Raw genomic sequence first — 12,135 nt, 5'->3', positions numbered from 1 at the left:
CCACAAAAGCCGCGATCAGGCAGGAAAATTAATCTTCCTTGCCCTTGTTCCGCACCGCACGCTGCAATTCACGGCCGGCGTCGCGTTCGCGTTCGGTATCACGCTTGTCGTACTCCTTCTTGCCCTTGCCCAGAGCAATCTCGCACTTGACCATGTGCTTGCTCCAGTACCAGGACAGGCATACGCAGGCGTAACCTTTCTGCTGCACGGCAGCGGCCAGCTTCTCCAGCTCGCGCCGATTGAGCAGCAATTTTCGGGTGCGGGTCGGATCAGCGATAACGTGGGTGCTGGCCGTCGTCAGAGGCGTAATGTGGCTGCCGAGCAGCCAGGCTTCGCCATCTTTGAGCAGTACGTAACTGTCAACCAGTTGCAGCTTGCTTGCCCGCAGACTTTTTACTTCCCAGCCGGCCAGGACCAGACCAGCCTCGAACCGATGTTCGATGAAGTAATCGTGTCGCGCCTTTTTATTTTGCGCGATGGTCCCTGTTGGGTGTTTCTTCTGTTTAGCCATAGGGGCGGCATTATAGGGAGTTGCGCGCGAGTCGGCTACGGTGACGCTACGTGCTTGAGCAGGTTGATTGAATCCCGGACAATGCGGCCTCTTTTTTGAACGCTTGGGCGTGATAACGATGTCGACAGACAAGGTTTCTGTCCACGGCAGTTGGGCTAGCCGCTGGGTCTTCATACTCGCCGCGACCGGTTCGGCCGTGGGTTTGGGGAGTATCTGGAAATTCCCTTATATGGTTGGCGTCTATGGCGGCGGGGCCTTCGTGCTGATGTTCCTGGCCTGTATCGCGCTGATCGGTATGCCCGTCATGCTGGCCGAAACCCTGATCGGCCGGCGCGCGCGGCAGAGCCCGGCCAATGCCTTGAAGGTCCTGGCGCTGGACGCGGGGCATTCGGCGAAGTGGTCCTGGGGCGCCTTTGCCGGGATGATCACGGCGTTGCTGATTCTGTCTTTCTATAGTGTGGTTGGCGGTTGGTCGCTGGATTACATCATCGACATGGGCCGTGGCGACTTTCGGGGCGTGACGGCTGATCAGGTCGGCGCATACTTCGGTAATGTGATCGCTGACCCATGGCGCCTGACACTTTGGCACACGATTTTCATGCTGTTGTCGGCAGTGGTGATCGCCAGGGGTGTGGTTGCCGGGCTGGAGCGCAGCCTGCGGATCATGATGCCGCTGCTGTTCGTGATGGTGATTGTCCTGCTGGGTTACAGCATGACCACCGGCCACTTCATGGAGGGCGTGCATTTCATGTTCGACTTCCATCCGGACAAGGTGCTTGATGGCTTGCTGCCGGCCATGGGGCACGCGTTCTTCTCTCTGAGCGTGGGTGTCGGCTCGATCATGATCTACGGCGCCTACATGCCGAAGCACTCGTCGATTTCCGGAACCGTCGTCGGTGTAGCGTTGCTCGACACCTTCGTTTCGCTGTTGGCCGGTCTGGCATTGTTTCCGATTGTGTTCGCTGCTGGCCTGAACCCGAGCGAAGGCCCCGGCCTGATGTTCGTCAGCCTGCCATTTGCCTTCGGTAACGTAGCGTTCGGCCAGTTGATGGGCGTAGTGTTCTTCGTACTGGTGGCGATTGCGGCCTGGAGTTCGGCGATTTCCCTGCTCGAACCGATGGTGGCTTACCTGGTTGAGCGCACGAAAATCAGCCGCGCCTGGGTCACCTTCTGGCTGGCATTCACCTGCTGGTTCGTCGGCCTGGGTACCGTGTTTTCTTTCAATATCTGGAAGCAAGCCAAGTTTTTCGTGAACGAAGGCGGGATGTTCCATCTCTACCAATGGGGAGCCGCCGGTGGCCTGGACTTCTTTGGTGTGATCGACTTCTTCACCTCACGGATCATGCTGCCACTCGGTGGTTTGTGTTTCGTGGTGTTTGCGGGCTGGGTGATGGGGCGTGAAGCGGTGCGCGACGAGTTGTCGATCCGTAGCCCGGTAATGTTCGCCCTGTCCCTGTTTTTGATGCGCTATGTGGCGCCCATCGGCATTCTTGTAGTGTTTGCCGCCCAGCTGTGGAAGTAACGCTGACATGACGACACATATTCAACGTTCGGCCCTGCTGCCGTATCCGGCGCAAGCGCTTTACGACCTGGTCAACGACGTGGCCCGCTATCCGGAATTCCTGCCGTGGTGCTCATCGACCGAAATTCTGGAAAGCTCCCCTGAGTTCATGCGCGCCAGCGTCGGCGTGGCCAAGGGTGGGCTTAGTCAGCATTTCGTAACGCGTAATACCCTGGTGCCCGGGCGTTCGATCGAAATGAACCTCGAGGAAGGTCCGTTCAGCCAGTTGCACGGCGTCTGGGTGTTTAAACCGTTGGGCGAGAAGGCCTGCAAGATCAGTCTGGACCTGTCGTTCGACTACTCGGGGCCGCTGGTGCGTGCGACGTTGGGGCCTTTGTTTAATCAGGCGGCGAATACGTTGATGGACGCGTTCTGCCAGCGCGCGAAGCAAATGCATGGTTGAGGCCGTGATCAAGGTCGAGGTGGTGTATGCCGTCGTTGATCGTCAGGTGCTGCTGAGCGTAACGGTGCCGGTGGGCGCGACGGTGCGGAATGCGTTGTTCAAATCGGGCCTGAATAGCGAATTCCCGGAGCTGGATCTGGCCAGTTGTCCGGTCGGGATCTTTGGCAAGGTGATCGCTGATCCGGCCACTCGCCAGGTTCAGGAAGGGGATCGCATCGAGGTTTACCGGCCGTTGCTCGCCGATCCAAAAGAAGTTCGGCGGTTACGTGCAGCCAAAGCGGCCGAGGCCAAAGCCCGGAATCAGTGATTCGATTAAACGCCAGACAATAAAAAACCCGGACATGCCGGGTTTTTTATTGCGTCGCAAATTATTGCGGCGAGGTTTCCAGCGGTTCTGGAGTCGGGACCGGGACAGTTTCTACGTTGTCCACGTCCTTCTGGATCTGGTCCAGCAACGAGCCTGGCTTGACCGGTTTTTCTGGCTTCGGCTTCTCGGCGTTTCCTGCCGGCGCGGTCACGGTAGTGCCGCTGTCCTTGCCGAGAATGGCCTCGTCGCGGCTCACGCCTGGCATGAAATCGCCAGAGAGGCTGACAAGTTGGTCATTCGGGTTGAAGATAACGCTGATGCGTTCCTGTTGGCGTTCACCGCCACCCGGTTGCAGGCTATACAAGTAATCCCAGCGATCGGCGTGGAACGTGTCAGTCAACAGAGGGTTGCCCATGATAAACCGTACTTGCCGACGGGTCATTCCCGGGCGTAACTGGTCTATCATGTCCTGCGTGACGACATTGCCCTGCTGGATGTCGATTTTGTAAACCCCGGGGAATGAACAACCGGCGAGTGCGAGCAGTCCCACAAAGGTGAAACTGGTTAGCAAGAGCTTGGTGTTTTGCATCGGTGGGCGACTTCCACTATCTTGGCTGGGACAACGTAAACGCCGATCATACCCGCATTAAGAGAAGCTGCGAAGCAGCATCGCGAGAAAGCTGACCATGGTTGAAAATAGCGAACTACGCAAAGCCGGCCTCAAAGTGACCCTTCCACGGGTCAAAATTCTGCAAATGCTCGATTCCGCCGAGCAACGCCACATGAGTGCCGAGGACGTCTACAAGGCACTGATGGAGGCTGGTGAGGACGTCGGTCTGGCCACGGTTTACCGTGTTCTGACCCAGTTCGAGGCAGCTGGCCTTGTGGTGCGGCACAACTTCGACGGAGGCCATGCGGTCTTCGAGCTGGACGACGGCAAGCATCACGACCATATGGTCAACGTCGAAACCAGCGAAGTGATCGAGTTCTTCGACGAAGAAATCGAGCGGCTGCAGAAAGCAATCGTCGACAAGTATGGCTTCGAGATGGTCGATCACAATCTTGTACTGTACGTGCGCAAGAAAAAGTAAGCATGTCGCGCGAACGCAAGGTTCGCGAAACGAACGAAGGCGACCTCAGGGTCGCCTTCGTGCTTTCTGCCGTCCTTAGATTTTTGCGGTAACGACCATTTTCTTCGCGTGAGCCAGGGACTCCTTGGTGAGGTCGATGCCGCCCAGCATCCGTGCCACTTCTTCGACACGATCATTCTTGCTCAGCTTGGAGACGGCCGTGTGCGTGGCGTCTTCACCGCGGACCTTGTGCACAAATAGATGTTGATGCCCTTGCGCTGCCACTTGCGGCAAGTGAGTCACGGTCAGAACCTGTCCGCGCTCCCCGAGGCGTCGCAGCAACTGGCCGACAATCTCGGCGGTCGGGCCGCCAATGCCTACGTCCACTTCGTCGAACACCAGCGTCGGTACGCGGGAGGTCTGTGCGGTGATCACCTGAATCGCCAGGCTGATGCGCGATAGTTCGCCCCCCGATGCCACTTTTGCCAGGGCTTTCAACGGTTGCCCCGGGTTGGCGCTCACCAGCAGTTCCACTTGTTCGAGCCCGTTGGGCAGCAGTTCGTCGCTGCTGTTGGGGCGCAGTTCGATGGTGAAGCGGCCGCCGGGCATGCCCAGGCGCTGGATTTCCTGTTCCACGGCGCTGGCCAGGCTGCTCGACGCTTGATGGCGCAGGTCGCTCAATTCCCGAGCCTTCTCCTGATAATGACGGGCGTAGGAGGCCAGCTCATCGCCCAGTCGCTCGATGGATTCATCGTTGGCATTCAGGGTTTCGATTTCGTCGAGTAGCTTCTGTTGCATCTCGGCGACTTCGGTCGGCTGGATGCGGTGTTTGCGCGCCAGGGTGTAGATCGCATCGAGGCGTTCTTCCAGGTATTGAAGGCGTGCCGGGTCAGCGTCGAAATTGTCGAGGAAACGGTTCAATTCGCCCACCGCTTCTTCAACCTGAATCTGCGCGCTGGTCAGCAGGTTGCTGGCTTCACCCAGGGCGCCGATCGAATTGTTCACGCTCGATAGGCGATTGAGGCTGGCGGTCAGTGCGTTCAATACATTGCCGGAATCACTTTCGCTGCATTGTTCGACCACTTGCCGACAAATGCCCAGCAGGGTTTCGGCGTTGGTCAGGTTCTTGTGTTCCTGCTCCAGTTGCTCCAGCTCGCTTTCGCCGAGGCCGAGGTTTTCCAGTTCTTCGAGTTGATAGCTGAGCAACTGATGGCGAGCGCGCTGTTCGTCGCCGGAGTTGGAGAGACGTTCCAGCTCCTGGCGGGTTTGGCGCCAGCGTTGGGCGGCCAGTTGCACCTGGCGGGCAAGGTCCGTGGCGCCAGCGTACTCGTCGAGCAGGCGGCGGTGGGTATCGGTTTTGAGCAGGGATTGGTGTTCGTGCTGGCTGTGGATATCGATCAGCAACTCGCCCAGGGCCTTCAGGTCGCCGAGAGGGCAGGGGGTGCCGTTGATATAGCCGCGCGAACGCCCTTCGGCGGTGATCACGCGACGCAGGATGCACGGGCCATCGTTCTCGAGGTCGCGCTCGGCCAGCCAGGCGCTGGCTTCAGGGATGTCGATCAGGTCGAAGGTGGCCAGGATGTCGGCCTTGTCAGCCCCCGGGCGGACCACGCCGCTGTCGGCGCGATCACCCAGGGTCAGACCGAGGGCGTCGAGCATGATCGACTTGCCGGCGCCGGTTTCCCCTGTGATCACGCTCATCCCGCGATCGAGTTCGAGATCGAGATGTTCAACGATGGCGTAGTTGTGTACGGACAGGTGCACCAGCATAAAGGCCGCTCCCAGGCTTTAGGTCTGGTTATTTATACAGTGTTTTGTTTCTGGCTGACAATGCCCCTTCTTAGGTCGATTTGCTTGATTGAAAGAAATCCTTAGCGCGCCTGGGAATGACAAAGCAGTTGTTTTTTGTAGGGTTAATCATCAAACAGCCCTTGAAGCTGAATTTTGCGGCCCCATATACCGGGGCAGAAGCGCGAGTTGAGCTCGCGGACGATATTGGAAGGAGAAATCTATGGCTGACGAACAGACAGTGGATACGCAAAATCTAGACGCCAATCAGGCCCCCGAGGCTTCGGGTGAAGACCTGGCGGCTCGTGTACAAGTGCTCGAAGAGCAATTGGCTGGTGCGCAGGATCAGGCTTTGCGTGTAGCCGCCGATCTGCAGAACGTCCGCCGTCGTGCTGAGCAGGACGTTGAGAAGGCTCACAAGTTCGCCCTGGAAAAATTCGCAGGCGACCTGCTGCCGATCATCGACAGCCTGGAGCGCGGCCTGGAGCTGTCCAGCCCTGACGACGAAAACATTCGTCCGATGCGCGAAGGGATCGAGCTGACCCTGAAAATGTTCCAGGACACCCTGAAGCGCTATCACCTGGAAGCCATCGATCCTGAAGGCGAACCCTTCAATGCTTCGCATCATCAGGCAATGGCCATGCAGGAAAGCGCCGACGTCGAGCCAAACAGCGTGCTCAAAGTGTTTCAGAAGGGCTATCAGCTCCACGGTCGCCTGCTGCGCCCGGCCATGGTCGTGGTCAGCAAGGCACCTGCACCGGTTTCGCCTTCGATTGACGAGCAGGCTTGAAATTAGCCGCAAGGCCCCCATTTAGAAGTCAAGCGTTTAAGTGCTACCGCAGTCAGCCACCACTACTGCGGCATCCAAATCCAAAGTTTCGGGAGAGTGAACATGGGCAAAATTATCGGTATCGACCTGGGGACTACCAACTCCTGCGTCTCCGTGCTGGAAAACGGCAAAGCCAAAGTTATTGAAAACGCTGAAGGCGCGCGTACCACGCCGTCGATCATCGCTTATGCCAACGATGGCGAAATCCTGGTTGGCCAGTCGGCCAAGCGTCAGGCAGTGACCAATCCGCATAACACCCTGTACGCGGTGAAGCGTCTGATCGGTCGTCGTTTCGACGAAGAAGTCGTACAGAAAGACATCCAGATGGTTCCTTACAAGATCGTCAAGGCTGACAACAGCGACGCCTGGGTTGAAGTGAACGGCCAGAAAATGGCTCCGCCACAAATCTCGGCTGAAATCCTGAAGAAAATGAAGAAGACCGCCGAAGACTACCTCGGCGAGCCTGTGACCGAAGCGGTAATCACCGTTCCGGCCTACTTCAACGACAGCCAGCGTCAAGCTACCAAAGACGCCGGCCGCATCGCGGGCCTGGACGTAAAACGTATCATCAACGAACCAACCGCAGCCGCACTGGCCTACGGTATGGACAAGGCGAAAGGCGATCACACCGTGATCGTTTACGACCTGGGTGGCGGTACTTTCGACGTTTCCGTGATCGAGATCGCTGAAGTCGATGGCGAGCACCAGTTCGAAGTGTTGGCCACCAACGGTGACACCTTCCTGGGCGGTGAAGACTTTGACATCCGTCTGATCGACTACCTCGTCGACGAATTCAAGAAAGAAAGCGGCATGAACCTTAAAGGTGACCCGCTGGCGATGCAGCGCCTGAAAGAAGCCGCTGAGAAAGCCAAGATCGAACTGTCCTCGAGCCAGTCGACCGACGTGAACCTGCCGTACATCACTGCAGACGCTACCGGTCCTAAGCACTTGAACGTGAAAATCTCCCGCGCCAAGCTCGAAGCGCTGGTGGAAGACCTGGTTCAGCGCACCATCGAACCTTGCCGCATCGCGATGAAAGACGCCGGTATCGACGTTGGTTCGATCAACGACGTGATCCTGGTCGGCGGTCAGACCCGTATGCCACTGGTTCAGAAGCTGGTGACCGATTTCTTCGGTAAAGAAGCGCGTAAAGACGTCAACCCTGACGAAGCTGTTGCCATGGGTGCTGCTATCCAGGGCGCGGTATTGGCTGGTGACGTGAAAGACGTTCTGCTGCTCGACGTCAGCCCGCTGACCCTGGGTATCGAAACCATGGGCGGCGTGATGACCGCGCTGATCGAGAAAAACACCACGATCCCTACCAAGAAATCGCAAGTGTTCTCGACTGCCGACGACAATCAGGGCGCCGTGACCATTCACGTGCTGCAAGGTGAGCGTAAGCAAGCCGCACAGAACAAGTCCCTGGGCAAGTTCGACCTGGCCGAGATTCCACCGGCTCCACGTGGCGTGCCACAAATCGAAGTGACCTTCGATATCGACGCCAACGGCATTCTGCACGTAGGCGCCAAAGACAAGGCTACCGGCAAGACTCAGTCGATCGTGATCAAGGCCAACTCCGGTCTGTCCGAGGACGAAATTCAGCAGATGGTTCGCGACGCTGAACTGAATGCTGAAGAAGACCGCAAGTTCGAAGAGCTGGCGAGCGCTCGTAACCAGGGCGACGCACTGGTTCACTCGACTCGCAAAATGATCGCTGATGCTGGCGACAAAGTGAGCGCTGAAGAGAAGACTGCAATCGAAGCGGCAGTAGTTGCCCTGGAAGCCGCTGTTAAGGGCGACGACAAGGCTGCTATCGAAGCCAAGGTTGAAGAGCTGTCCAAGGTCTCCGCGCCAGTGGCTCAGAAGATGTACGCCGATCAGGCTCAGCCAGCTGAAGGCGCGGCACCGCACGACGAAAAAGCTGAAAAAGCGGACGACGTTGTCGATGCCGAGTTCGAAGAAGTCAAAGACCACAAGTAAGTTGTTGGTCGCCCGGTTGACTGCCTTAAGGCGGTGACTGGTAGGATGTCGCCGCGCGGGAGCTTGCTCCCGCGTTGGCGTGTCTGGAGTAAGCGAATTTTTACAGCATGCGACAACGCTCGGATGTTGGTGGTATGGCCGGGAATGCTCCTGCTTTTCGAGCCGAAAGTACCGCATTGAATCAAAGACCAGGATCGTTGAATTGACGTGAGTTGGGTCCGGGCCTGTATTGGGGCTCAACGAGTTCGGCGAGGCTCAGGAGAGGTTTGTCGAACGTCCTTAAGAGTGCAAAGACTTATGGCAAAGCGTGACTATTACGAAGTATTGGGTGTTGAGCGTGGCTCAAGCGAAGCAGACCTGAAAAAGGCCTACCGCCGCCTGGCGATGAAGCACCACCCGGACCGTAATCCCGATGACAAAGCATCGGAAGAGATGTTCAAGGAGGCCAACGAGGCCTACGAAGTGCTGTCCGATTCCAGCAAGCGCGCGGCCTATGACCAATACGGTCATGCCGGTGTCGACCCGAGCATGGGTGGCGGCGGTGCCGGTTTTGGTGGCCAGAACTTCTCCGACATCTTTGGCGATGTCTTCAGTGACTTCTTCGGTGGCGGTCGCGGCGGCTCCCGTGGCGGCGCGCAGCGCGGCAGCGACCTGCGTTACACGCTGGAGTTGAACCTGGAAGAAGCGGTGCGCGGCACAACCGTGAATATCCGTGTTCCGACACTGGTCAACTGCAAGCCGTGTGACGGCTCGGGTGCCAAGAAAGGCTCCTCGCCGGTCACCTGTCCGACGTGCGGCGGTATCGGTCAGGTACGCATGCAGCAAGGCTTCTTCTCGGTGCAGCAGACCTGCCCGCGTTGCCATGGCCAGGGCAAGATCATTTCCGATCCGTGCGATTCCTGCCACGGCGAAGGTCGTGTCGAAGAGTACAAGACGCTTTCCGTCAAAGTGCCGGCCGGTGTCGATACCGGTGACCGTATTCGTCTGTCCGGCGAAGGCGAAGCAGGCGCGCAGGGTGGTCCGACCGGCGACCTGTACGTGGTGATCAATGTGCGTGAGCACGCGATCTTCCAGCGTGACGGCAAACACCTGTTCTGCGAAGTGCCGATCAGCTTCGTCGACGCAGCGTTGGGCGGCGAGCTGGAGATTCCAACCCTCGATGGTCGGGTCAAGCTGAAGATCCCTGAGGGGACTCAGACCGGCAAGCAGTTCCGTGTTCGCGGCAAAGGCGTTGCGCCGGTTCGTGGCGGCGGCGCTGGCGACCTGATGTGCCGTGTGGCGGTCGAAACCCCGGTCAATCTGGGTCGTCGCCAGCGCGAATTGCTGGAAGAGTTCCGCAGTTCTTTGGCGGACGACAACAGTCATTCGCCGAAAACCACTGGTTGGTTCGAAGGCGTGAAGCGCTTCTTCGGCGATTTGTAAGGAGTGAACATGCGACGTATAGCTGTGATGGGTGCCGCCGGCCGCATGGGCAAGATTTTGATCGAGGCGGTGCAGCAGCGCGCGCCGCTGACCGGTCTGACCGCCGCCATCGTGCGCCCCGGCAGTACGCTGATTGGCGTGGATGCCGGTGAGCTGGCCTCGTTGGGGCGTATTGGTGTGCCGCTGTCCGGTAGTCTGGATTCGGTGGCTGATGAGTTCGACGTGCTGATCGACTTTACGCTCCCGGAAGTCATGCTGAAAAACCTGGCTTTCTGCCGCAAGGCGGGCAAAGCCATGGTGATCGGCACGACAGGATTGGACGCCGCGCAGAAGCAGTTGCTGGCCGAGGCGGGCAAGGATATTCCTATCGTGTTCGCGGCCAATTTCAGTGTCGGTGTAAACCTGTCGCTGAAGCTGCTCGACATGGCTGCGCGCGTGCTGGGTGATGATGCGGATATCGAAATCATCGAGGCTCATCACCGGCACAAGATCGATGCCCCTTCAGGTACGGCGCTGCGCATGGGCGAAGTAATCGCCAGTGCGCTGGATCGTGATCTGCAGAAGGTTGCGGTCTATGGGCGTGAAGGTCACACCGGTGCGCGCGAGCGTGAAACGATCGGCTTTGCCACTGTTCGTGGTGGTGATGTGGTCGGTGATCACACGGTGCTGTTCGCCTGTGAGGGCGAGCGACTGGAAATCACGCACAAGGCATCCAGTCGCATGACCTTCGCCAAGGGCGCGGTACGTGCGGCTTTGTGGTTGGACGGTCGTGAGCCAGGCCTCTATGACATGCAAGACGTGCTCGACCTGCGTTAAGATGCAGCCGAAACCGGGTTCAAACATAGCCTTTGAGCCCGGTTTTAAACCGCCAAGCGACGTCCTGTCGCATTCTCCGGCCTTTAGGGCTCATTGGCGGTAGACCAAAAATGCCTTTTTCTGTAAGCTACAGCTTTAGTGTGTCCACTAAAAGCGCGCAGAATAATTCGATGAAGAAGCGGGGTGACGTGTCCATACGTCACTCCGCTTTTTTACAACCTGCGATCGCCCTTTCAGGCTTTATTTACGGGAGGTCTTCTTGACTAAGCCAGCCATACTCGCCCTTGCTGATGGCAGCATTTTTCGCGGCGAAGCCATTGGAGCCGACGGTCAAACCGTTGGTGAGGTGGTGTTCAACACCGCAATGACCGGCTATCAGGAAATCCTTACCGATCCTTCCTACGCCCAACAGATCGTTACCCTGACTTACCCGCACATCGGCAACACCGGCACCACGCCGGAAGACGCCGAGTCCGATCGCGTCTGGTCCGCTGGCCTGGTCATCCGTGACCTGCCACTGGTTGCGAGCAACTGGCGCAACACGATGTCTCTGTCCGACTACCTGAAAGCCAACAACGTCGTGGCTATCGCTGGTATCGACACCCGCCGCCTGACACGCATCCTGCGTGAGAAAGGCGCGCAGAACGGCTGCATCATGGCCGGTGACAACATTTCCGAAGCCGCCGCCATCGCCGCTGCCCAGGGCTTCCCTGGCCTCAAAGGCATGGACCTGGCGAAAGTCGTCAGCACCAAAGAGAAGTACGAGTGGCGCTCGACTGTCTGGGACTTGAAGACCGACAGCCACGCGACCATCGACGCTTCCGATCTGCCATACCACGTGGTTGCCTACGACTACGGCGTCAAGCTGAACATCCTGCGCATGCTGGTCGAGCGCGGTTGCCGCGTGACTGTGGTGCCAGCTCAAACGCCGGCGGCTGACGTTCTGGCTCTGAAGCCGGACGGCGTGTTCCTGTCCAACGGCCCAGGTGACCCTGAGCCATGCGACTACGCGATCCAGGCCATTAAAGACGTGCTGGAAACCGAGATCCCGGTATTCGGTATCTGCCTCGGCCACCAACTGCTGGCTCTGGCCTCCGGTGCCAAGACCCTGAAAATGGGCCACGGCCACCACGGTGCCAACCACCCGGTCCAGGATCTGGACAGCGGTGTGGTGATGATCACCAGCCAGAACCACGGTTTTGCGGTAGACGAAGCGACCCTGCCAGGCAACGTTCGGGCGATCCACAAATCGCTGTTCGACGGCACCCTGCAAGGCATCGAGCGTACCGACAAGAGCGCCTTCAGCTTCCAGGGTCACCCTGAAGCCAGCCCTGGCCCGAACGACGTAGCGCCACTGTTTGATCGCTTCATCAACGAAATGGCCAAGCGACGCTAATCGCTCGCCCTGATGTAGCTAAGCCTGAGGGCGGTCCCGAAACCGGCGGCCC

The 12,135-nt window shown here is 58.4% G+C and carries 12 protein-coding genes; 9 read left to right on the top strand and 3 right to left on the bottom strand.

Annotation, left to right across the window (positions count from 1 at the left end):
* Positions 1-28: 28 nt before the first annotated feature.
* The gene (gene smpB / locus ACCC96_RS15995; protein ID WP_018929470.1) at positions 29-511 is read right to left on the bottom strand and encodes an SsrA-binding protein SmpB; all 483 of its coding nucleotides are present in this window, start codon (positions 509-511) and stop codon (positions 29-31) included.
* A gap of 118 nt (positions 512-629) precedes the next feature.
* Between smpB and ACCC96_RS15990 the strand changes: the two genes are divergently transcribed.
* From ACCC96_RS15990 to ACCC96_RS15980, 3 genes are read left to right on the top strand one after another with little or no spacing between them, the layout of a single operon-like run.
* On the top strand, positions 630-2,033 hold the full coding sequence (locus ACCC96_RS15990; RefSeq protein ID WP_413696273.1) for a sodium-dependent transporter: 1,404 nt from the start codon (positions 630-632) through the stop codon (positions 2,031-2,033).
* A gap of 7 nt (positions 2,034-2,040) precedes the next feature.
* Entirely contained in the window at positions 2,041-2,475 is a 435-nt protein-coding gene (locus ACCC96_RS15985) for a type II toxin-antitoxin system RatA family toxin (protein ID WP_007933502.1), read from the top strand.
* Positions 2,468-2,782 (top strand): RnfH family protein, encoded by a 315-nt coding sequence (locus tag ACCC96_RS15980; RefSeq protein ID WP_413696272.1) that lies wholly within the window; start codon positions 2,468-2,470, stop codon positions 2,780-2,782. Before ACCC96_RS15985 ends, ACCC96_RS15980 begins: the two co-directional genes overlap by 8 nt.
* Positions 2,783-2,843: 61 nt before the next feature.
* Here the strand turns inward: ACCC96_RS15980 and ACCC96_RS15975 are convergent, their stop codons facing one another.
* The gene (locus ACCC96_RS15975) at positions 2,844-3,371 is read right to left on the bottom strand and encodes an outer membrane protein assembly factor BamE (RefSeq protein ID WP_018929473.1); all 528 of its coding nucleotides are present in this window, start codon (positions 3,369-3,371) and stop codon (positions 2,844-2,846) included.
* A 97-nt stretch (positions 3,372-3,468) separates the two neighbouring features.
* On the opposite strand from ACCC96_RS15975, the gene fur reads away from it, so the two are divergent.
* Positions 3,469-3,873 carry a ferric iron uptake transcriptional regulator gene (gene fur / locus ACCC96_RS15970; protein ID WP_003197684.1) on the top strand — a complete coding sequence of 135 codons (405 nt, stop codon included), beginning with the start codon at positions 3,469-3,471 and terminating at the stop codon, positions 3,871-3,873.
* A gap of 75 nt (positions 3,874-3,948) precedes the next feature.
* Here fur and recN read toward each other — a convergent pair whose 3' ends face one another.
* Positions 3,949-5,622 carry a DNA repair protein RecN gene (gene recN / locus ACCC96_RS15965; RefSeq protein ID WP_018929474.1) on the bottom strand — a complete coding sequence of 558 codons (1,674 nt, stop codon included), beginning with the start codon at positions 5,620-5,622 and terminating at the stop codon, positions 3,949-3,951.
* Between the two features lie 241 nt (positions 5,623-5,863).
* Between recN and grpE the strand changes: the two genes are divergently transcribed.
* The 5 genes from grpE (at position 5,864) to carA (ending at position 12,083) form a co-directional block, all read left to right on the top strand.
* Positions 5,864-6,430: a nucleotide exchange factor GrpE gene (gene grpE / locus ACCC96_RS15960; RefSeq protein ID WP_413696271.1), complete on the top strand. Its 567-nt coding sequence runs from the start codon at positions 5,864-5,866 to the stop codon at positions 6,428-6,430.
* 102 nt (positions 6,431-6,532) lie between these two features.
* The gene (gene dnaK / locus ACCC96_RS15955) at positions 6,533-8,449 is read left to right on the top strand and encodes a molecular chaperone DnaK (RefSeq protein WP_413696270.1); all 1,917 of its coding nucleotides are present in this window, start codon (positions 6,533-6,535) and stop codon (positions 8,447-8,449) included.
* Positions 8,450-8,746: 297 nt separating this feature from the next.
* On the top strand, positions 8,747-9,871 hold the full coding sequence (gene dnaJ / locus ACCC96_RS15950) for a molecular chaperone DnaJ (protein ID WP_019651071.1): 1,125 nt from the start codon (positions 8,747-8,749) through the stop codon (positions 9,869-9,871).
* Between the two features lie 9 nt (positions 9,872-9,880).
* The gene (dapB, locus tag ACCC96_RS15945; RefSeq protein WP_413696269.1) at positions 9,881-10,687 is read left to right on the top strand and encodes a 4-hydroxy-tetrahydrodipicolinate reductase; all 807 of its coding nucleotides are present in this window, start codon (positions 9,881-9,883) and stop codon (positions 10,685-10,687) included.
* Positions 10,688-10,946: 259 nt separating this feature from the next.
* Positions 10,947-12,083, top strand: coding sequence for a glutamine-hydrolyzing carbamoyl-phosphate synthase small subunit (gene carA, locus ACCC96_RS15940; RefSeq protein WP_019651073.1), 1,137 nt, complete (start codon positions 10,947-10,949; stop codon positions 12,081-12,083).
* Positions 12,084-12,135: the final 52 nt, after the last annotated feature.

This window comes from Pseudomonas sp. Pseusp11, from assembly GCF_047304405.1.
Taxonomy (GTDB): Bacteria; Pseudomonadota; Gammaproteobacteria; order Pseudomonadales; family Pseudomonadaceae; genus Aquipseudomonas.
The sequence above is the reverse complement of the archived record's forward strand: the minus strand, read 5'-3'. Positions and strand labels throughout refer to the sequence as shown.

Excerpts from the sequence above, each read along its gene's own strand:
- grpE (WP_413696271.1), top strand. The coding sequence starts at position 5,864 with ATGGCTGACGAACAGACAGTGGATACGCAAAATCTAGACGCCAATCAG.
- ACCC96_RS15990 (WP_413696273.1), top strand. The coding sequence starts at position 630 with ATGTCGACAGACAAGGTTTCTGTCCACGGCAGTTGGGCTAGCCGCTGG.
- fur (WP_003197684.1), top strand. The coding sequence starts at position 3,469 with ATGGTTGAAAATAGCGAACTACGCAAAGCCGGCCTCAAAGTGACCCTT.
- ACCC96_RS15975 (WP_018929473.1), bottom strand. The coding sequence starts at position 3,371 with ATGCAAAACACCAAGCTCTTGCTAACCAGTTTCACCTTTGTGGGACTG.
- smpB (WP_018929470.1), bottom strand. The coding sequence starts at position 511 with ATGGCTAAACAGAAGAAACACCCAACAGGGACCATCGCGCAAAATAAA.
- ACCC96_RS15985 (WP_007933502.1), top strand. The coding sequence starts at position 2,041 with ATGACGACACATATTCAACGTTCGGCCCTGCTGCCGTATCCGGCGCAA.
- dnaK (WP_413696270.1), top strand. The coding sequence starts at position 6,533 with ATGGGCAAAATTATCGGTATCGACCTGGGGACTACCAACTCCTGCGTC.
- dnaJ (WP_019651071.1), top strand. The coding sequence starts at position 8,747 with ATGGCAAAGCGTGACTATTACGAAGTATTGGGTGTTGAGCGTGGCTCA.
- recN (WP_018929474.1), bottom strand. The coding sequence starts at position 5,622 with ATGCTGGTGCACCTGTCCGTACACAACTACGCCATCGTTGAACATCTC.
- ACCC96_RS15980 (WP_413696272.1), top strand. The coding sequence starts at position 2,468 with ATGGTTGAGGCCGTGATCAAGGTCGAGGTGGTGTATGCCGTCGTTGAT.
- dapB (WP_413696269.1), top strand. The coding sequence starts at position 9,881 with ATGCGACGTATAGCTGTGATGGGTGCCGCCGGCCGCATGGGCAAGATT.